Source organism: Allorhodopirellula heiligendammensis (genome assembly GCF_007860105.1).
Lineage (GTDB): Bacteria > Planctomycetota > Planctomycetia > Pirellulales > Pirellulaceae > Rhodopirellula > Rhodopirellula heiligendammensis.
Genome location: NZ_SJPU01000001.1, coordinates 1691407 through 1713368, shown reverse-complemented (window position 1 = coordinate 1713368; position 21962 = coordinate 1691407). Strand labels below are relative to the sequence as shown.

The following is a 21962-nucleotide window of genomic DNA, read 5'->3' as shown; positions in this document are numbered from 1 at the left end:
TGAGCCAACGGCGACTACGCCGCTCCGTCATCATCGCATTGTTACGAGTCGTTTAGTGTAGCGTAGTACCCGTGGGCTTACCCGCAGCTTCGATCCGACACAAGCACTGAGTCACAGTCACCAATTGATCAAGCGTCGGACAATGCCTCGCAGAGCAGGCGTTGGTTGATGCCCCGCAGGGCACACTTGGCGTTTCATCCACACTCGTCTTCAGTCCGGCTTGGTCTCGTAACGAGGTAATTATCGCCGGTTGGCGAGGAAGGCACCCGGCGATAAGTAGCTCGTGGGGGGTGTTATCGCCGGTTGGACCTTCGGTTCCCTCGGTGACACGGGGAGTGTTATCGCCGGTTCGAGGGAATGTTATCGCCGGTTGGCGTCTGTCGAGTATGAAGGGCCTGGATTCTTGGGTCAAGTAAAATTTCGCACTAATTTTGCCGCCAAAGCATTGACCTGTTTTGAGGACACGCGAAGAATCGGCTCGGTAACGCTGCGGCGATGCGGTACGGCGGGCAGGACGGTTCCAGTCTGGGAACGCCAACGGGTCGCATTGGAAGGGCCGTGGAAGAGGGCGGCGGTCTTCACTGGGAGGCTGCGGGAATCTGGGACGGAATCTGCTGCGTACGATCGACTTGGCGAGTTTCTCGTCGCCGAGTCGGGTGATTGCAAAGGACGATGTCATGGCTGGCTCTAGTCAGGCTGAAACGAGGTGGCCTCAAGACAATTGGCACGAGCAGCGTGATAAGTGGGCGAAGATTTGGTTCGAGAAGCTCAGTCGCTTCCATGGTCGCAAGCCCCAGGCGACCTGGGAATTCACAGCCGACGATGTGATCGCGTTCCTCCGCGACCGCCTGCGCCGCAAAACGCCCGCTTGGAAACGTCTCAAAATCATTCAGTCGCTGATTTGCTATCGCCGTTACGTCCAGGCCGCTCCGTTTGATGACCTGATGTTCATTCGGACGAAACTCGAAGATCTTGCACTCGCGGAGAAGGTCAAAGAAGAACGGCTGAGAGAGTCAGGTGACGTCACGGCCGAGGAGATCGAAGACGTTGTTGGCCATATCGATCCGAGTGAGCCGGACGTGATCCAGAACCTGCGTCGTGCCATACGCGGGCGGCAGGACACGCTCGAGACCGAACGAGCCTACGTGTCGAATGTGAAGGCGTTCATGCAAGATCGAGGGCTCAAGTGCCAAGCGGATTTTGCTGAGATTCACGCGACCGATGTGGAGGCCCATTTGACGGATCTCGCAGTGGATGGGAATGTTGCCCCATCGACTCAGAATCGAGCTTTCTACGCCCTCTTGTACGTGTTTCAACATGTGTTGAAACGCGAAATGGGCGAAGTGCAGGCGATTCGCTCGAGCAAGGGGAAACAGATTCCCACCGTACTGAGCGTGGATGAGATTGAGCAGATTTTCGCCCACCTAAACGGCGTTCATTTGTTGATCGCCAAGCTGCTCTATGGATGCGGGATGCGGATCAGTGAAGCGTTGCGGCTGCGAATGAAGGATTTCGACTTTGACCGGATGGTGATCGAAGTCCACGCCTCCAAGGGAGGCAAGAGTCGAATCGTGCCGATGCCAGCGAGCGTCGTTCCGGACATCCGGAAGTGGATGGAATCGCGTCGCGTGCTGCACGAGCACGATTTAGAACAGGGTCAAGCGTCGGTGTGCCTACCGAAGGCGTTGGAGCGGAAGTATCCCGCTGCTGCACGAGAATTGAAGTGGCAATATTTGTTCGCGTCCCACCGCCTGTCACGCGACCCACGGACCCGTGTACTGCGACGACATCATTTGCACAAAGACACGTTCCCAGCGAACTTGCGAGCGGCGGTACAGAAGGCAGGGATCCACAAGCACATCAGCTCGCATGTTTTTCGTCATAGCTTTGCCACGCATCTGCTGCGTGAGGGAACCGATATCTGCACCATCCAGGAGTTGCTCGGTCACGCGGACATCAAGACGACGCGGATTTACTTGCACTCGCTCAACCGCGAGGACGTGAAGGTGGTCAGTCCGCTGGATCGGATGACGTCGAATCACGCTGCGATTGCCCCCAACCACGAAGCGGCTGCCGCGGACACGGGAGACTCGGCGCAGGCAGAATCGTGTGGCGGTGATGGGGCAGTCGAAGGCTCGGAAGCGGAGTCAGCAAATCCCGAGCACCTGGCGGCTTGCGAGAACGTCGGAGTTGCTCGCAAGCTCACAGCGTTGGAGAGCGAGCTGTCAGCACCCAAGGGCCACACGCTGAAGAGCCGCAACGCAAGTCCAAGCGACGCAGGTCCAAGCGACGCAGGTCCAAGCGACGCGGCGGCGAGACGCGTGAGTGATGCGAGACCAGCACCCGCAGCATCATTGGCAGGTCCGCGGCGAACTCGGTTGGGGTGGTGGAGCCACGCGGCAAGGGCATTCCAGCGGGCCTCAGTCGTGGTGGGCGGCTTCCTGTCATTGAGCTGATCGGACAGGTGGTTGCTGCATGTTGTTCGGGAAGCGTCGACGGGCTGCACGATAATACGTGCAGCTACCCAAGCTCCTGAAAGGTGGGATTGGACTGGTGCACCTCACCTGCCATCCTCAGCTACCGAATCGGTCCGTCGCTGCGCCGTTTGGGGAGTTGTACGCGTCATAGGCGGTGGTGCCACTTCGGGAAGATCATGCTTCGATGCGGCCAAAGTATCGCCACTCGCTTCCTTCCTCCGCCGTCGGGCCAAATCCGCTCTCGATCGCCTGCTCGGTAACACTCTCGCGGGTCGCTCCGACTTTCTAGATGGCGTGTCACCGTCACCAACCAACGGCAACTCAACCGAGCCGAGGCCATGGTCGAGCGAAGTTGTTTACTTGCCGACTGACACCGTCCGGCCGGCGGTAAAATCCGGATTTTAAAACGGGCTCAGTTGTCCGACGGTTCGCGGTTGAATCGGTGACGAGACTTTGTCGTCCCGTTGTTCTCCTGATAGATGCCGGAGCAACTGATCAAGCGGCCCCATCTCTTGCCTGCACCACCATTGAACTGCCCTGCGGTGTTCGCATCCGAGTAGAGGTCGCCACGGATCGGCAGCCAGGTCAGCGAGTGGAGGACCGCACATGATCGGACTGCTTGCCGGTGTGCCTATTTACCTTTGCACCCAGTCGGTCGATTCTTGCAAAGGCTTTTATGGACCCACCGGCATCGTCACCACTGCGATGATTCGCTTCGTCAAATGCAATACTGGGTTGGCCGCCAGTGCTGCAAAGGTGGCTCTAACAAAGCGCAGGCCATCACGTCCAATTTTGGGGATGGAATCCCTTCACTGACGGGCTTGTCGCTCAAAGATGGGTGCTGCGCCCGCTCTATTCGATCCCGTACTGTTTGCCGAGCCAGGCGAGTGCCTCGTTTAGCTGTTGCTGCGGAGCTTGGGTATAGTGACGGTCTGCGACCGTTGCCGGTGCATGGCCGAGAAATAGCACCTCCAATCCGCGGTAATCCTTATTCGACTTGATTAGGTTCGCCGATGTTTTTCGAAAGTATTTTAGCGGCTTTTTGATGCCTTTCTTTCGCTTAAGTCTGGAGAATGCACTCGCCACGTTGTCGATCTTTTTCAGCTTCCCATCATCGGCTAGGGTCTCCACTTTTAGTGGAGTTCCCTCGTGGTTCACGAGTACAGTCGCGGCATCCGAGCTTCGCTCCTGCTGCAGCAGGCGAAACGTCTCCTTCCACAGGACGTAGGTCACGGTCGGAACACCCTTGTGTTTCGCGGTCTTCGATCTTTTCCGCGTGATCGTCCCCTTTTTCCAATCTACCTCGGAGGGCAGCAAGTCGCTTAGGTCTTTCTGGGTCGATCCCGTGTTGAGCATTAGAAGCAGGTACAGCTTCGTGCGATCCGTTGCAGCAGCGAGTAGAGTTTTAACTTCCTCGATGGTGAAGACCTCAGGCGTCGTGGTTTTGCGGCTGATTCGCAAATCGTGGCTTCCAGGCGACAGTACGCGTGGCAGTTCTTCGATCGCCTCGATCCGCCAAAGCCATTGGACGAAAGATTTGACGGTGGCTAGCCGGTTCTTGGTGTAATCAGCAGACAGCCTCTCTTCGGAGATAGCAGTGAGCATTTCCGAATGATAATCAGTAAGAACCTTTCCATTGATCGACGTGACCGCAGTCGATGCACCGAGCCAATCGCGAAAGTGGTGCAGGTGAGTACGCATGGGATCGTAACGGCCAGCGGTGAGGTGACCAGCCTTAACCTTGGCCAGTTTCGTCGCCAAATAGGAGTCCACACTCGTGCCAAGCGTATTGTGGTCTTCGACTTGTTTTTGCTCCTGGACTTGAAGACGATCCCGCCAGATCTCACGTTCAATTCGCTGCGAAGTGCCATCCATCGACGAGGTGTCCAGCGTAGATGGGTCGATTACTACCGGTGGCGATTGATCTGTCGGCTCCGAAGGCTTCGGGATACGGGCAGCCACCGATTCAATGAGATGTGCTGGCCAGCCGAGGTGGGAACGGAATCGATCCTCCGGATTCAGCGGCTGCGGCTTAGAACGTTCCAGGCGGGTCGTCAATTCTTCAACTTTGCTTCTCGCTAGTGACGCGTACTGCGTGTTGGCATTTTCCATCGACCATTGCAGCACGAGCCGCCATTCCCCAATGGCCTCATCGTACTCCGCCTGCTGCGGCTTCGGCTTTTGCGCTTCCTCCTCATCGATCTTCTTTTTGAATTCCTGAAAGCCGTCCCATGCGTTGCTGTAGGCCTCCCCGTCGTGCTTGCCGCGTCCGCCTGAAGCCTGAAAGACCCGGCCCTTATACTTTTTCCGCCAGCGGCCGCTACGGTTCTCAGTCCCCGCTTGCCAAGTCATTTGACGCTTTCTCGGCACGATAGATCCTCCTGTTGGTTTGACTGCTCGGTGATACCCTCGGTGATACCTTTTTTACACGATCGGGAAGAGAAAAGGTATCACCGGCCTTCTGAAACGCCGCAAAACACTGCGTTTTCGAGCAGGCGACTGCACTGGGGGTGCAGAGGTCGCAAGTTCGAATCTTGTCATCCCGATCGATCGAAAACCCCGGAAAGCAGTTGTTTTCCGGTTTTTTTTCGTGTTGGGCTGGCGCCGCTGCAGCGCGTCTCGTGGTTGGACAGATAGGGTACGGCGTCCGTCGACGGGCAATGAGCGCGTGCGGATGACGAATCGGGGTCGGATCTGGCTGCACCTTTGAATTGCCCGCTGGGTGATACGGGGTTGCAGAGCGTCTCAATCCGCCTCTGCTTGGTTTTGCTCGGCAATTAATTTGCGGCGTTGCTGATGATAGCTCCGCTTGGCTTGCTCGTACTGATCAGCCTTCTTGCTGCCATAGATCCCGCTTCCGACGGCGAAGAGAATAAAAACGATTCCAAATAAGGCCATCGGCGGAAACATGCTGCCCGCGAGGATGGTCCAAAAGACTCCAAACATGGCCACGCAGCCGGTTCCGAACAGGATCGGCCCCTTCGACGGCACACTCTGAGTTCCGTTCTCATGGGTGGACATGAATTGACTGCGATCCCGATCCCACTGCCGATCGAGCCGGTCGAGTTCGGAATTCCCCTTCAGTTTTTCCACGTCTCGAACGAGGGTGTCGGTGGTTTGCTTGATCTCGTCGAGTAACTCAGTGGAATACGTGCTGCCAGTGTGATGAATCGATAAGCGTGCGTTGCAGTAGGCGCACGTCACGAACTTCGCTGATTTTGGAACGTCGAGCGGCGCGCCACAGTGGTTGCAGGTTAATGAAATCAGTTTCATAAGCAGATCGAATGCACGTTCAACATTGGTTCAGTTGGAATTGGCTCGTAGCGGCGAGCGGCCGTAGCCATTCTATCAGTCTTTCTTCTCCGCAGAGGTCGTCGCAGTACCGAGCCTCGTGCCGGCACTGCCCATCGATGGGGTATCGATACTCCAGGCCATGGCACGCAACCGAGACATCGCCGTGCGCGGTGGGCAGATCGCCGACATCGAGGCAGCGGCCCGCCCTAGCCATCGATCTGCGAAAGTACGATACAAAATTCAACCAGCGGCGCAGAGACCACGAAAACAACACAAGTCTCCTTCTATGGTGTACGATCTTACCTTACGAGGTCTCCAGCCACACGTAGTCGTATCTGGAGGACCTCTTCTTCAACGTTAACGATGGCTGACACGAAACAGATGTCCCACCGCCCGCAACCGACTGAGCAACGGTCACCCACTGCGTACTTCACCAGTCCGGTCGTGGTGTTCCTTGGATCGGCAAGTCTTGTCTTTGGGATTGGCAGCCTATTTTTGGTCTTGATTTGGTGGACGGCAAGTCGCACCGAGCCTCAACAGTTGGCTCAACTCGGAAGTGAATCACCAACTGCCGGCGAGGTGCCTTCCGCCACAACGCCCGCCACCGAGAGTACGGAGGTTACCCCTGGGCAGGAACCTTCTCAAAATCAATTGCCGTCCGATCACCATAAACTGGACGCCATCTCACAGCAGACCAGCGAGCCCTCCGAGGTCAGCAATCCCTTGTCAGGTGACCCCTTCGGGCCGTTCTTCAAACTCTCGCTCCCACAACGTGAGTTCACCGATGAGGAACGCCGCACATACTTTGACCAAAAGTACGTGCCGCGTTACTCATACGCTCCCGCGGCGGGCACCCTCGCGATCGTTGGTCCCTGGCAGCGGGAAGTCGGCTTCCTCACCCATGACGTCATTGAAACAGGCGGAACGCAAGAGTCTGTCAAGTTGGTCAAACTATCAGGTAACGTTGTCGCAGTGGACTACAAACCTCTCCCGGATGGCGAGAAATTTCTGGTCTCTTACGCAAGTCCTGCAGGTATCGCGATCATCGACGCCGTAACACTGGAACTGCAGAAAAAGATTTCATTGTCCGATGAAAGCAGCGTTTCGGTGACGTGCCCTAAGTCGCCTCAAGTCGACTTCGCATTCGCGTTTGCTGACCGAGGAAACAGCTATCAAATCAATGTAAACACGCTGGAGATTGTTAAGACATGGCCAACCTGCGCGGGGCCTGGCCAGGCAACGTACGATGGAACCTGGGTTGTCCGCAATTGGCGTGGACCGATTTCAGTACAGCTCGCCGATCAGCGGGGATGGACTCACGTCGAACACGGTGTGAGCAAATATAACCATCGAACGCCCATACCGTACGTTGATCGACTGGGGCGTTTCGTAGCGATTCGAGGTGAGATCTACGCCCCCGACTTTAAACAGCAACTCGGTGAATATGACACGATCCCCGAAGCAGTCTCTGTTGATAACTCGTGGATATTCGGAGTTGAGAAATCGGAATTAATACTTGCATCACTCAACGATGGAAAAGCAATCAAGCGATTTGCGATCCCAAAGCCGTGGATCCCTCGCGATGGCCTGTCGGAACACCACTTAACCCCTGAAGGCATCGCATCACATCTACGAAGAATCTTCAGTCAACGAGGCGGTCATACTTGGAGCGATGTTTTCCGCTGCAAAATAGTTGCTGACGATACTCGCAAGCGATTGTTGATCGCGGGCCCCGATCTATTGAGCATCCCGTATGCAGCCTTCGATGTGCCTCCTGAGCCGAGATTGTTCTTGGAGAGTACACCGTCCGTAAGCGGAACGATTGGTGACACAATCGAATTTGATATCCCTCTCGCCGTGCAGGATGCTAGCGTCGAACTGGTCGAATCGAGGGGAGCATCCATGCAAGGAAATCGATTCCGCTGGACGCCGAAATCTGGTCAGGACGGCCTCCACACATTCGTTGCACGCATCAGCAAAGATCATGCGACTCACCTTGCTCGCTGGAATGTGCAAGTTGATCGCCCCGTTACAGAGACGCTGTCAGTCGAGTTTTTTGCCGATGGAGTCAGTGTCTCAGCGGATGAAACCACCATTGCGGTGAGAGGGCACCAGCCAGTTGCCAAGACGATGGAGGACGAGTTTCGCGCTTTCAGAGCGTCAGGGGAAATCGCTGTGTTCGACGCTCAGTCGAGAGCACCGAAAGCGAACTTGTCGGTAGCGTTCCCGATTGAGGCACTTACATTTTTTCAAAACGAATTGCTCGCTTACAGTCCAAAGGGAAACCGTGAGGCGAGTATCACTCGACTAAAACTGCTTGATCTCCAAATAGCTGGCGAAGCCAACGTTGAGAGTGGAAAGCTTGTATCGATTGGCAACAAAGTGATTGGCGTCAGCAACTCAGATCGCTGGGCCTATTACACCATGCCCGACATGAAGCGACTCACGATCAATGGGACAACGCGGGCCGACAGAGACAAACTGAGCGGCCAGCGTGTTGCCGATGGCTGGACTTTTGATGGGTTGCTGTGGGGCCCGAAAATGAAAGAACGCCGGCTAATCTACCGCTCTGCCCCATTTGCCTCTCTGGGAAGTGGACTTTCAAGCGGGCCGTTTGGCGACAAAAAAACGCAGCAGATTTACCAAGGCTTCATCTACGACCTGCCAACGTCGGTCAAAGTGAATCGCGGGGGCTGGAACGACAAGAACTCTTATGACTCTTTTCATTTGCCTGCCAATATTGCTGTGGAAGTCAGCAACGACAGTTGCGATCTCGTGTTTCGATCCATTGACAACAATGAGGAACGGCACCGCCTTCTGTTAATGCCTCGCCCCAAAGAATTGAGCACCGATCGGGGCATGCAAGACATCGCATTCACCAAGGACACCATTTACGTCGTCTGCGCGGGAAGGGTGTTCGTCGTAGACGCTCGACCTCTGTATGCGATGATGCCTCGTCCATTTCATATCGCTCCGATTCAATCCGATATGGTCCTCACAGGGCGCTCGCCCAAGGTCAAGTACGAGGCTGCCGGAGCGACATCATACCAGCTCGAGTTGGTCGCGTTTCAAGGCGGACAGAACGTCACACTGGAGTCGACCGATGGAGAGTTCACCATCGACCTCAGCCACATTGATGAGATCGCCACCGAACTGTGGGCCAAGTTGCCTGGAGGCCGTGGCAGCGGGAATGATCCGCAGGCGCGATTGCAGGGCTATCTCGATAGGGTGAGTGATGCTTACGAAAGCATCACGTCTCGAAAGCCGTCCGGTGTTCCCATGGCTGTCACTGCCTTAGCTTCCGCCACGGGCCCCGACTTATCGACAGATGTGCTGTCTCACGTCTACTTGATCGATGTTCCCCGATCAACCATGAGCAACAACATGCCAACGGACACCGGCGGTTCGTCCACAGGTGGAGCACGCTGATGCACGTGAATCGACTCTGTTTGATGCTCTTCTGGATTTTGTGCAGTGCTGGCATTTGCCAGGCGACACCGGAGGGCAAAACTCAAGCCACGTCGCCCCAACCCGAGGGAGGCGACGTTGGGCGCATCCTTGACGTGCATGTTGGTGGGGCAGGCCGATTCCTGATTCTGCGTTTAGTCGATCGCCTCGCCATCTTTGATACGCTCACGAGCCAGACCATTGCTCATGTGGTATTGCCCTCAGACGATGCGGTGATCGCGGCAGGGAATCATCGTCTCGTCGTAATCGATCCTAACAAGAAGCGCATCGAGCATTGGTCGTTGCCAGCGGCACAGAAGCTCTCCGAATCGCCGCTCAATTTAGACATGAATGTTGGATATGCAGCGATCGGTGCGGCGTCAGACGGCCCACTGCTACTTGTTCCACAAGAGTGTCGCTGGCCACTCGAAGAGGTTCGCCTGCTGAATCTGAACACCTTGGCCCCTGTTGTCGACGAGATCGATCTCATCGGCCGCGCGATCGTTGCCGGCGATATCAAAAGCTCAGGTTTTGCGACGGCATCCGACGATGGAACCACGTTCTATGTGGCTCCAGCGGGATTGTTGCTACGGGTTGATGCCAAGGGCGTGGTCGGGCAATTCTGTTCCGAGCATGAAAAGACGAATTGGATGCAGCCGGATCGGCAAGGCCGCTACCTATTCGGCTGGGCCGTTCCCCTGGATCAGGAAGACACGAAAGCTCGCAAGGAGTCGATCACTCAATCACGAGCGTCCAGCGCCGACGGCCAGATCACGATTCATGATCGTGGGGGATCGTACTATCTGAGCATGCGTCCGGCACAGAATGGCTCCGGTTTGGAGGCGTACTATATGAGCGATGGAGACAGTGAGCCGCTAGGCAAGGTGCCTGGCATATTACTTGAGACGGGAACAGATCGTCTCCCGGTGGGACAACGAGTTCACCTCAACTCACGTGATGGGTTGATCATCACCGTCGATGATCGAATCGGCCGGCTGAGAGTCCACCACATCGGTCCGGGAAATCTATTGCCCCCGTTGGATTCGAGAGGCTTGGCACTGAGATCACCTTTGCGGTTGACCGCTCATGCCAATCGAACATTCACCCACCGGGTTCGACTCGTCGGCATGGATCGTGAAACCAAGTTCGAAGTGATCGGCGCACCGCATGGACTGACGATCGATGAGCAAGGAATACTACATTGGCTGCCACCGGAACTGGACAAAGACTTGACAATCCACGTCGATCTTCGCGTCTCGTTAGGTGAAAACCAAACGATTCATCCGATGGCGATCGTGGTTCGATCTGCAGGCGAGAAATCAAGTGACGCAAATATCGCCCAGCGTATAAAAGACCAAGCAGCGGTCGCCCGATGGCTGATCGATCCGCCGTCAACCGCGTGGCTGGCGGAACAGGACCCCCATAAGCTGGCTGACGCGATAGTCAAGCTCGGGGTCAAAGCCAGACCGAGCATCATTCGTCCTGCTGCAGAAGGACGTGCATTAGTTTTTCGTCAACCGGGTGCCATTTCGATACTCAGCACCGCCTCCGGAAACCTGATTGCAAGTCTACCAGCGCCACACACGGGCACGCGTTTTGCGACAGGATTGGAGTGCGTGATCGTTCACGATCCGGTTGATCAAACACTTACACGCTGGCGACTCAGTGACCTGACCATTTCGCACCAAGTACAGGTACCATTTGAAGGCGAGGCGAGGCTAATGTTACTCGGCGCCTCATCAGATGGCCCGTTGATAGTCGGAGGCATCCATTCAAATGAGCTGTACCGTTTCGACAGCCAAACGCTTGCGCCCCTCAGGATGCCATCGATTCGTGATCCCAATCAGCGGCCAAATCTGCGGCCGACGCCGATCGCCGTAACTGGGATTTCCGAGAACGGGATGACTCTCTCAGCGACGAGGGGTAACGATTTAATTTCGCTGGTACCGGTGGGTTTGGAATACCAAGTTTACGCTCGACGCGAGATCCGCCCCAGCACTGTCAGAATGTCTTCCGACGGAAGCCACGCGTATATCGGTGAGAGTGTGTTTGACCGTCGCTGGGCCCCCCAGCCGTCGCCCACATCGAGTGGGGTGTCCTTTCCGGCGGTCTCAGGACCATTGATCTGCGCCGTCAAGGGAGAGAGTTACCAAGTCGGATCCTCATTCCGTCCTCAGTACGGATACCAGATCGACGCTCAGATCTATCACCATTCGCTTCCAGAATCGATCTCGACTTTAAACGATCTGCCCATAAGTGGGCTGCAGATGCGTCCACCTTCACCGATCCTCGACCACGAGCAGATATGGTTTGTGCCGTCCGTAAATCGGTTGGTTCGATTCGATGCCAAGAAACTTCAGTTTGAGTTCTATCAATGGGATGTCGAAACCGCTTTGGAGCGTGTTCAAACTCTACTGCCAATCGTAGTGTCATCCCCTCATGTCTGGGTTCGCCCCGGCCGTCAATGGTCGTATCAGCTGAAAGCGTTTCCACGTGGAAGAGTCACGTATCAAATATCCGCGGGACCACTTGGTATGCAACTGGACGATAGTGGTAAGGCAACTTGGAATGTGCCTGCTGACGTGGCCGAAGGCAAACACCACGTGATCATCACTGCCATGAGCGAGTACGGGAAAGAAGAACCTATGGAGTTCGACCTGCACGTTATGCCTTCGCCTGAATTGAAGTTAGACAATATTAATTTTCATTGAGCATTCATTCGACGTGACAGGAAATGCAGTCTCATGCCATTGCGTATCACCTGCCCCCAGGGGCATCTACTCAACGTGAAGGAAGAATTGTTAGGCAAAACAATTCGTTGTCCGAGTTGCAAGACACTGTTAACAGTTGGTAAGGATTCCGCTTCCTCTTCAACGCTCCCTGAGTCGGCAACGCAAACACCACAGCAATCGCTAGCGCCACCTGCCGACTCAAGTGATTCTGGTCCGACGCCCGAATCGACAATCATTGTTAAATGTCCGGCCGGACATCAACTCAAAGTGCGATCCAAGCTGACCGGCAAGCGAGCGCGATGCCCCAAGTGCCAGCAAACGTTTACCATTTCAAAACGTCCGCCTCCGCAAGGTCCTCCAAAGCCAAAAGCGTCGCCCGTTCAGAAAGCGCCCAGCCAATCAGCGATCAACATAACCGCTCAGCAACCCACGGTCGGAATGAATCCAGCAGATCATGAAGGCGGAGCAGAACACGTTAACGATGCCCCAGCGTTTGACGACGCGTCCGGGTTTGGAGACATTCCCGATTTCGAAAATGGACAGACTTTCGATCAACTGCCTGAGTTTGACGTTGACCCTTTAGCGGCACCAGCGAATACCTTTCCTTCTATGGCAATTGGAACGAGCAGTGCCGAACGGGTCCCGGCATTTCCCCTTCAGGGCTTATCGCCGCCGAGAACGTCGTCCGATGTAAAGTCCGTAGAGTCAAAACAGGCCACCTCGGATCATGCCCCGAGCCAGAGAATTCCTTGGAGAGCGCTAGCAGCCGGGGTGGCGTTGGGTTTGGCACTGCTTGGTATCGAAGGCTATGTGTTCTTCGGTACGGGATCGAGGGCTACCGCTGCCAAGCCGATGGTAAACGCCGCCGATTCATCTGCAGCAACAGATTCACTCGGGCAGGTTGCCGCATCAGCGACTCAAGCAGCGCGGCAGGTACAGCCAAGTTCGCCGCCATTGGATCCAGCGCAGAACCTGCAGCAAGAACAGGAGATGCTGTCGAACCGCAAACAAAAATCCAAGAGTGGCCAGGAAACTCAGGAACGGGAGCAGGGCAGTTTACAGGCACACCCGATCCTTGCAGAAATCAAACCCGACGAAAATTCCTTTCGGTTGGAAGGCTCGCCGGAGAATCATGTGCTCCCTACCAAGACTTGGTCGATCGCCTACGACGAACCGTCAGGCAGAATTGCGCTCACTCTGGATCGAGCCGATGGTAAAAGTGGCGTCGTTGCTGTCTATGACATCGACAATCTGCTAAGCGGACCAGCCGACCCGATCGCGATCTTTGCCACACCCGGCCTGCCGACTGCCGTCACCATCAAACCGTGGAAGGACACGAGGCTCTACGCGGTAGCGTGCAATCAAAGTGCGAACGTCTGGCTCTACGACGTCGAAACTCTCCAATCGATTGGCGAACTCTCAACTGGTGATCCTCAGAGCATCAATATTCAGGATATTGGTTCCAGTCGAGATTCCAATGACCCGTTCCTGTACTTTGCGGCGATTCAGTCATTCGAGCGACATGGAACTACATATAAAAATAACGTTGTAGGAAGATTTGATCTGTCGACTATGAAACTCGACAGCAAAACAGAACCACTGCCATCGGGACGCACGGCAGACGAGCCAGATAGTCGTCTAGAAGTTTCAGCTGATGGCTCGACGCTATTTGGCATCAATTCGTCCTACCGCTACGAGAAGCTTCCGGGTGATGGCACGCTTGGAAGGTTAACGCATATCCATGAAATCGACCGTTACGATGGCTCTCGCCTGGCCTCAGGCCCCTTGGGTATCCAAACGTTGGCATCTCATAACCTGTGCAGTCGAGACCTATTTGTCACAGACAACACAGGTGTGCGTTTGCTCGATAGCGGAAAAGAGAACGCCATTTTACTGGGCGTGGAGAAATCGAATGCCAAGCAAGCGATCGACCCAGATGGCTGGATCAAGATCATTTCTGCCAATAACTACAAAGTGCATGCAACGAAAGGCTTCAAAGATGGGATCGCGAAGCGGTCAGTTAGCAATGAATCGCGGGCCCATTATCACCCGAACCTATGGGGTTTCCTCGACGAAACACGGGGGCTAGCCATCATGGCGACCAACAGTTCGATCTTCGTCTGGTCAGATTTGCTTGACGGCGTGCCGCAGGAGCCTTGGTTAACAGTCACGTCTGATATCCCTGCGGCGGTCAGCATCGGCGAGGAGATTTCAATTCCATTGAAAACTCCGTCAGAAGCCGATGTGACCTATGAGTTGATTGATCAGTCCCCCTACTTTGTCGAAGAGAAAAACGAAACAGACTCTCATATTCAGGTTTCCTATCGTGATTCGCTCACCTTCGGTCCGTTTCCAACGTATTCCATTCCCTCCGATATCACGTTGAGAAATGATTTCGAGATCATCGTGCTGTTGCAGACACCCGATGGCAAATGGACGCGTCAGTACACGACCAGCGAGTTGACATTCAGGGATTTCAACGACGATGGCAAGATTGACCGAACCGACGATGAAAACAATCCTGATCGAAAAATGGTAGCCATCGAAACAGTGACTGCGAATAACGACATGTCGTTAACTTTCGAGCCACTGAGCGATGCGATTCGGCCATCGCTCGAACCTCGTACGGACGGGCTCGGACGAGTTTATCAGTATGCCCGGACGAGACCCGTTCGCGCTGCGGTGTGCATTGTCCAGGGCGACGACCCCAAGGAAGTCATCGCGATTACGAAGGTGGCAACACTCAACATCCTTGTTACCGATACCATTGCAGTGATGAGAGGTGGTCTCAACACTGCCCCCCGTGCCGCTGTTCCCAAACCGAAGCCGCCGCTCCAGAATCGTCTACCACGGGACGATTTTCGCGAACAGGCTAAGTTCGTCAGCACCCAAGACAGTTCGATTGCAATCGTAGGGGATTCATTGACTTGGACTCCTAGTGCAAAACAGATCGGCAAGCTGTCACTCGGCATCCGAGCTCGTTCGGGTGAACTCGTCAAGGACACCTACTTCGGAGTGAATGTTAAACTGGGTGGATCCCATGACCCGGCGGCATTGCCGTTCTACGTCAACGGTATTTCATTTCAGCGAGATTCCGACCTGGCGGTGATCTGGGGGAATGATTCGGACATGGAAGTATCTTGGCAGCACCAACGGAAAATGAGTGCTCCGCCCCCAGGTATCAAGTACATGGTGGGCGTCTACGATTGGCGCCGAGGCGAAGTGCTACGGCACGATGAGGCCCCCGGGGAGATCGAATTTGCCGCGATCAGTCCCAGCGGGATTTGCGCCACCCTTCCGAATCCACCGCGGCTGATCCGCTTTGACCACAGGACACTCAAGCCAATCAAACAGGTTCCTTTGCAGGGTCAAGCCACAAGAGTTGTTGTCGTTGCTGACAAATATGTTGCTGCGAGTTCATCGACAACAGGAGAGCGATTTGAACTTCCGTCCCTCAAGCCAATTCAACCTGGTGTTCCGACGACGTCGACCTTGCTCGCAGAAGAATTTGGCGATGGTTGGATGTGGGAGGGAGTCCACTGGGACAAAGCCATGCGAGAGCCTCGGTTACTAGCGTTGCCGATCGCCTTTGGTGTGGGACCAGACAGAAACGTTCTTGGACACGTTAAGGGCTTTGAGAAAGCCGCGCGTCTCGAGCCGTCGGGTCCGGTTCTGTTAACGCTCCACGACTCTCGAGCCAACGTCACCGGACACCAGCTACCGATGTATCCATGCCGTTTACACGTCCAGCGGGAAGGGGCGGAAGTCGTTGGCGAAGTGGCGTTTGATCACGAGAACAAGATCCGCAAGATCCTTAGACCAGCTTTGCAAGCACCCGACCCAGAAGTGCGTGGGGGAGGTCCATTGGCGGTATCGCACGGACCAGAATTTTCAGCCACGATCATCGACGGCAGAGTTCGTTTCATTCCTTACTCCCTCTGGGAGTTGCCAGAGATTGGATTCAACTTCCAACCGGTTCAGTCGACGTTCCTGCTCAATGCGGCCCGCCCCACCGAGGTGCAGTATGCTGCTCCGGATGCTGTGAAGTATCGCCTGAGACTGATGAGTGGTTACACAACAAAACGCGGCGACTTTTCTACGGAGGACAACAACGCAAAGGTTCTGTTTGAGGGTGAGTCCACCGATGGCTCCTTCCAAATCGCGTTTGAGTCGATCCAGGCACTCGTTGAGGCTGCTCAGAAGATCGCAGGCATCAACGATCAGTCCTACCGCAGCCATACCCTGTCACCGGAACAACTGAAAAAGCTGAACTCCGATGCATTGGCGGCTTATCGCTCGCAGGTCACCGATGCGTACCGCAGCTTAGCCGGTCGTGCTCCCCGAAACATTCCTGTTCCGGTGTATGCTTACGTGACCGCGGAAAACGCCACGGGAGAAAAGGCTGCTTTGTTTCACGCCTATCTAGTTGATGTGGATGTGCATCAGTAGCCTGGATAGGTTTGAAACGCTGCCTCCCTTTCTGAAGGGATGATCTCGATCCCGGCCCGTGTCCCCATGGCTCCCCACACCCCGAATGGACTCTCCTCACCCCCGTTTTCGAGCAGCGGCGAAATGGACGCGGCGTTGGAGTCACCGACATCTATGGTATTGGAGACGAAACGTACCGCCCCATTGCCCATCAAGACATTCACGCCGTCGAGGTGATAGGACGACGGGGAAATGCATCCACTTTCGGGATCCCTAGGTAAGGTGGCTGAGGGCCCGTTGGGCGGCAACACCGTCGTGAAAGCATTGACGAGAAAACTCCCCTCGGCCCAACGCGACCCTTTGCCGACCGACCAAATGATCTGTCCCGGTCGATATGGTTCTTGTGAAGCTGTCGCTGTCTTCAGTGCGTTGCCAGGCGATTGAATCAGACCGGGAACTCCGCGAACAACCATTGCCCCAGATTTTTCGGTACCCACACCGATCATCGTTTCGCTGAGCATGACCGTGTTCGAAAGACCATCCAGAAAATCGCGATTACGAATGGACGCGTGAGGGACAAAGGCTCCTCGCCCCACCTCACGTCTCAATACCTGGTCCTCGGCCGAATCGTCAAAGAGCCGGCCGACCGAGTCGACGGCGTCACCATAATTCATAACATAACTTCGCATGCCATAGTCTTCTTTGACCGCCGGGTCCGACGGGCAAAGGAATGCGTCAAACTGGACTGACCACAAGGTATATTCGGACGGGTCGTACGATGGGACGGGGCCCATCGGGGGAAAACTGCCGGTACGATTTCCCTTCAGTTTCGAATAGGCCGCTGACTGATCGATAAACGGCAGCAAAGCTGCAAAGCCGGATAAACGCCCACGATTGGAGTCTTTTTCGCCGCTCAGTTGGCGAGGGAAACCATATCCGCCCGTCGTTCCTCCCGCGCCAGCAGGCATCGTATCGTAAGCCATGTGGTAGTTTTGAAGACCGATGCCGAGACGCCGTAAGTTATCGCGACACCGATCCGAACTGGCAAGCTCGCGGGCACGCTGCACTGACATCGCCGCAACGGAGAGCACGATCAGAATGCATATCAACAGAAACATCCCAGAGCCCGCTCGTTCGATGTGTTTATTCATCTTTCATTTGACCTGATTGGGTTACTGCGACGGCTTCATCCAGTGGGATGTCGACCAAGACAAAGTATTGAATCTCGGCGATGGCTCCCTCGCTGTCACTTGCCTTGAGATGGATTGGTACCGCGATTGGAAAGCCATTGAGCGTCCGTCCCGTCAATTGCTCGAATGCGTCACTCAAATCGAGCGCGCGATCTCTCAGTTTAGTACTGACACTACTGGAATCCAATCCATCGACGAGAGCGGTGAGAACCGTCGCTGCGGCTGGCAAAAGAGCTTCCCGCGACAATGTTACTTCGCCTGTCTCGTCGTTCCATTGAACGCCCTGACAGCGAGTCATCAGAAATACATCGTACGGTGGACTGCCACCAAGCACTTCGTGACTGAGAGACAAGGTTTTGTCGGCCAGCATGAAATCCGACTGACGTGGCGCAAAATGCAGTTCCTCACTCAAGCGCCCCTCGCTTTCAATCGGCTCACTGGCAGCCTCGTCTCGGAGCGAGGAAGCACTTAGGCGATAGATTCGATCTCCACAGCCGACCAATACGTTCGCTCCTGATACGTGCATCACCGGCCGGCCAGGGCGTACACCCGGAATCATCAGCTCTCGAACGACGGGTACGCGTGCGACCCACGGTCTGCCCCCACCCGACACCAACAGGTTGACACGTTGCTCTGTCTGCTCCCGACCGTCTCCCGAATTCTGTGTCACGTCCATACGATTCTCCAGTGAGACTCGCAGATCCGCCTCTGGAATCGTGACGGGCCCCGCGAGAATGGCGGCATGGGATTGCGAATCCTGTGGTCCTGACAACTCGCTCGATGGTGAATTGCCCTGACGCAGAAAACGACCGTCGATCAAGCTGCTGTTGAAGTCGGCAAGTGTGGGCACCTGTCCAGGCGAAAGGATCAACGTCGGTTGCGAATCAGACCAGCCATGCAATACACCACCGACAAGCCGGCCATCGACGAACATCTGGCGCGAATGCTCTCGCAGTTGTGATACTTTTCTCTGTGTAACTTCATTTCGCAGACGCTTCAACGACTCAGCTGAGTAGATATCGACGCTCCCGTCGCCGTAAAGTGACAGCTCAGCGTCTTGCACTGCGATCGATTCAACAGCAAAACTCGACAGCAGTAAATGTTCTCGCTCGAGAGTTTCCAGATGATGAATAAAGATCTGTTGATCTTCGTCTGCTGGCAACAAGGCCAGCCGGTTCCCCAGTAAGACCGCTTGCTTGATACCGAAGGATAGCTCGGTAGTGATCGTCTCCGATCCGGCAGTCAGGGGAATGAAGCACAACGTACATCCTTTCCCGCCCTTCTTTCCGCTCCGCCTTGGCAGCTGCCCAACGTCCTTTGGCGCCGACCAACAGACGTAGAACTCTTGCTCGGGATCCACCAAAAAATCTTTTACAACGAAGGGAGTTCTTATGGAAGGCTGCCTGACATGCACCTGAAACTCGGCACTCCTTTCTATGTCATCAAATGTGAGTGTAATCGGAATCGTTGTCGTGCCGATTTGCGTTCCTTGTGGACGCCAACTCAATCCACTGACGACCTGTTTCATGCCAGCAGGCATCTCCCCCACTTCGACCGAGACCTTCGAATCGGTCGTTCGCAAATCGACTTTTGTTTCTTCTCCAACCTGTAAATCAGCCGATGAAACTGACAAGTTCATCATGGGCTCGTCGTCTCGCAAGTTAAACGCATCCAATGGAATCAATGCGATTTTGTCCAGGGACGCATAAACCAGCTGCTGATTGAGGTCGTCCACAAACAATCTCGCATCTAGATACACCTGCTTGGCATTCGGCTGCGGGCGTTCCCGTTGCGGGGCAACCGCGACGAGGTGAACCAGTTCAGGTGGGATCTCCACGTTGGCGGTAGTCGATAACCAGGTGTTGAGGGATGCTGCTCGGAGGATCAGCTTCCGCTGTGAAGTGAGCTGACTACCTGAGATACCAATGATCACCGGACGAGTCCGCGAAAAACAGGCTGGATTGAAGTCCAGGGTAGCGAGTTGGTCGCTAAGGTCAGCCGAATAGATATGTGTGTCGGATGCGACGACATGACCGATGGGGCCTGGAACGCATGCACTCGGCGTTGCAATCCCGCCGCCGGTTCGCACGAAGGTCGGTAGATCCGCTGAGAAGTCGCTTACCATGCGAAGCGATTCCAATTCGCGGGAAGATGGAGTCGCGTGCCGATAGGCGAATCGACCATCTGCCGAGATCGCGAAGTCAGCCGAACCATCAAAGACTACGCCGCAATCCGTCATCTGCCGTAAATCGATTGCGCCGACGGATGAGTCACCGTCGCCCCCAACGCTGTAATATACAAACGGATCAGCATGGTTGATCGACGCCATCACGCGAGAAATCGGCGTCCGTCCAATGGAAATTTTGTTAACCAATTCAAGCGAATCCGCGGTCAGCAAATAGAGTTCGGACGATTGCGAGCAAGCAGCGATAAAGTAATCTCGTTCGAGATACCGCTTATACGCGATCGACACGGGATCTTTGCCGATACTCAGTTTGGGGCAAGAACTGTAGTCAGCAGACTTCAAACTATCCGCACGAATCAAATGAACTTGATGCTTGACGGGATCAAGACACGCGACATCACCGGTCGTCAGGTTGAGTGCAAAATCTCGCATCAATGTTGGCAAGACCGCGATGGCGGACTTGCGATCGCTGTTATCATCCACCTCAGGTTCATCCTCGTCACCGCTCAACGGCACCGTGGTCGCCACCCCCAGTTCGAGCGACTGCGGTAGCTTGCCGGGCGGGCACCAATGTTCGCCTCCGTCTCTGCGACTGACCCGGACCTGAAACATGAGATTGTTTTCGGACGGGAGGTCGAGCACTGTACTCGCATTGGATACACCGTCGTGAGTGAACGTCGCGACCCGCAGAGGTTTCGACGCCAGCAGCTGTTCCGCTGCCGCTGACCAAGCCCCGTTGGCAGCAGGCCGATCGACGCTCTGATCGGAACGTCGGAAGACGATCAACTCCCCTGATTTCACCATTCTGTTGGGATCAGCAAATCGAATTCTGAACTGATGACGCCCAACTTCTTTATTCGTTTTCTCAACAGAAATCCACTTGATACGTCCCAGGACGGTTTGTTGAAGGACATCGGTAGGAATCGCGAAACCAATACTTGTGCCCTGGACTTTTGCGACGGCAACGCCGACGAGCCGCCCGTCTTCTGAGACAACTGGGCCCCCTGAGTTTCCTGGGTTGATACCGCCGTCGATCTGCAGCACTGAAACGACATCGAAATCGTCCCGACGTAAGCTCGACACCGTGCCTTTCGTGATGGTGATAGAAGGATTTCGTCGATTCGTCTTCAATAGCTCACCAAATGGAAATCCAGCCGCCAACACCGTGGACGTTTCGTAGACGTCGGCATCCCGCGCTGAGTGAATGGGGGCGGGGATTTTTTCGTCATAGGCTCTTAAAAAGGCCAAATCACTACGTTCGTCCGTGCATGACACGGTTGCGGCGACCTCAAATTCGCGTTTTGTCCCACTAAAGAAAACGCAAGTGATCTTTTCAATCTTCCCCTCGTCGGGTTCGATCACGTGCACGTTCGTCACGATCGTCCCCCAGTTTTTGCTCCGCTGGAATAAGAAACCCGATCCCGACTGCAGGCCCGTTGACGTCTCCACACGGATAAACACGGTTGCAGACTTGATCTCCTCGATGACCCGGGCTCGATCCTGCTCGGACAAGCCTCTGGAAGCAGATGGCGATACCGCGACGTGTTCCTTACCTCGCTCGAGTTTCGCTCGGACCTCTGCCTCGGTTGATTTCCGAGGGAAGGTTTGATCCGTCACTGTGCTTAGCTTCTTCGTTGGTTCGCGGGCGTTTGATGGGAGCTCAAGGGGTTCTTTGTTATGACGCAAATGCCGATTTGCGTCGGCAACGTCCCAGGGCATCTCCAATGACTTGGTCACGCCTGGGTCAGCCACCGTCTCCGGCGTTGGCTGCGAAATCTCGGGGGCCATCACCCACCACGCCGATCCAACCATCGCGACCACCAATAGCATCGCTCCCGCGCCTGCGAATGCGGCGAACAGCAGCGAGTTTGATCGCGGTCGCTGGACACCTGCCGCATTGCCAGGGGAGACCAGGGGCCTGGGTGACGGCACCGCATCAACGACCGATGCCTCAGTCATCACATCCGATTGAACATCGCTTGCTGTCACGTCGCCGATCGCGTCAGTATGATCAACAATGTCGGCTTCTCCAACTTCGATCACGTCCTCGCCAGTCACATGGGACGCTAACTGCGGTTCAAACACGTGCCCACAGGCAGTACAGGTAACGGAGTCCTGATCATCCAAGGATGCGATTTTGAAGAACTTACCGCAGTTGTCACAATGAATACTTAACGCCATTCTCTTACGTCCTGACAGTGAGTAAGAA

The 21962-nt window shown here is 55.2% G+C and carries 8 protein-coding genes and 1 tRNA gene; 5 read left to right on the top strand and 4 right to left on the bottom strand.

Features of this window, described 5'->3' with window-relative positions; genetic code table 11:
* The first annotated feature begins 677 nt into the window (after positions 1–677).
* Positions 678–2456, top strand: a complete 1779-nt coding sequence (locus Poly21_RS06375; RefSeq protein WP_302117822.1) for an integron integrase — start codon at positions 678–680, stop codon at positions 2454–2456.
* An 873-nt stretch (positions 2457–3329) separates the two neighbouring features.
* On the opposite strand, the gene Poly21_RS06370 is transcribed toward Poly21_RS06375, so the two are convergent.
* Positions 3330–4847 carry a tyrosine-type recombinase/integrase gene (locus Poly21_RS06370; protein WP_302117821.1) on the bottom strand — a complete coding sequence of 506 codons (1518 nt, stop codon included), beginning with the start codon at positions 4845–4847 and terminating at the stop codon, positions 3330–3332.
* A 62-nt stretch (positions 4848–4909) separates the two neighbouring features.
* Between Poly21_RS06370 and Poly21_RS27120 the strand changes: the two genes are divergently transcribed.
* A tRNA-Ser gene (locus Poly21_RS27120) sits at positions 4910–5024 on the top strand.
* A gap of 198 nt (positions 5025–5222) precedes the next feature.
* On the opposite strand, the gene Poly21_RS06365 is transcribed toward Poly21_RS27120, so the two are convergent.
* Positions 5223–5750, bottom strand: a complete 528-nt coding sequence (locus tag Poly21_RS06365; protein WP_146406063.1) for a TFIIB-type zinc ribbon-containing protein — start codon at positions 5748–5750, stop codon at positions 5223–5225.
* A 384-nt stretch (positions 5751–6134) separates the two neighbouring features.
* On the opposite strand from Poly21_RS06365, the gene Poly21_RS06360 reads away from it, so the two are divergent.
* Genes Poly21_RS06360 through Poly21_RS06350 form a run of 3 tightly spaced genes read left to right on the top strand, consistent with a single transcriptional unit; the run spans position 6135 to position 16399 of the window.
* Positions 6135–9200, top strand: coding sequence for a hypothetical protein (locus tag Poly21_RS06360; protein WP_146406062.1), 3066 nt, complete (start codon positions 6135–6137; stop codon positions 9198–9200).
* Positions 9200–11929 carry a hypothetical protein gene (locus Poly21_RS06355; protein WP_146406061.1) on the top strand — a complete coding sequence of 910 codons (2730 nt, stop codon included), beginning with the start codon at positions 9200–9202 and terminating at the stop codon, positions 11927–11929. Before Poly21_RS06360 ends, Poly21_RS06355 begins: the two co-directional genes overlap by 1 nt.
* Before the next feature lie 33 nt (positions 11930–11962).
* The gene (locus Poly21_RS06350; protein WP_146406060.1) at positions 11963–16399 is read left to right on the top strand and encodes a YncE family protein; all 4437 of its coding nucleotides are present in this window, start codon (positions 11963–11965) and stop codon (positions 16397–16399) included.
* On the opposite strand, the gene Poly21_RS06345 is transcribed toward Poly21_RS06350, so the two are convergent.
* Together Poly21_RS06345 and Poly21_RS06340 are read right to left on the bottom strand one after the other, a co-directional pair.
* Positions 16393–17529, bottom strand: coding sequence for a DUF1559 domain-containing protein (locus Poly21_RS06345; RefSeq protein WP_146406059.1), 1137 nt, complete (start codon positions 17527–17529; stop codon positions 16393–16395). The two genes, Poly21_RS06350 and Poly21_RS06345, sit on opposite strands and share 7 nt — an antisense overlap.
* Positions 17522–21934, bottom strand: coding sequence for a trypsin-like peptidase domain-containing protein (locus tag Poly21_RS06340; protein WP_146406058.1), 4413 nt, complete (start codon positions 21932–21934; stop codon positions 17522–17524). The genes Poly21_RS06345 and Poly21_RS06340 overlap by 8 nt, the downstream gene beginning before the upstream one ends.
* Positions 21935–21962: the final 28 nt, after the last annotated feature.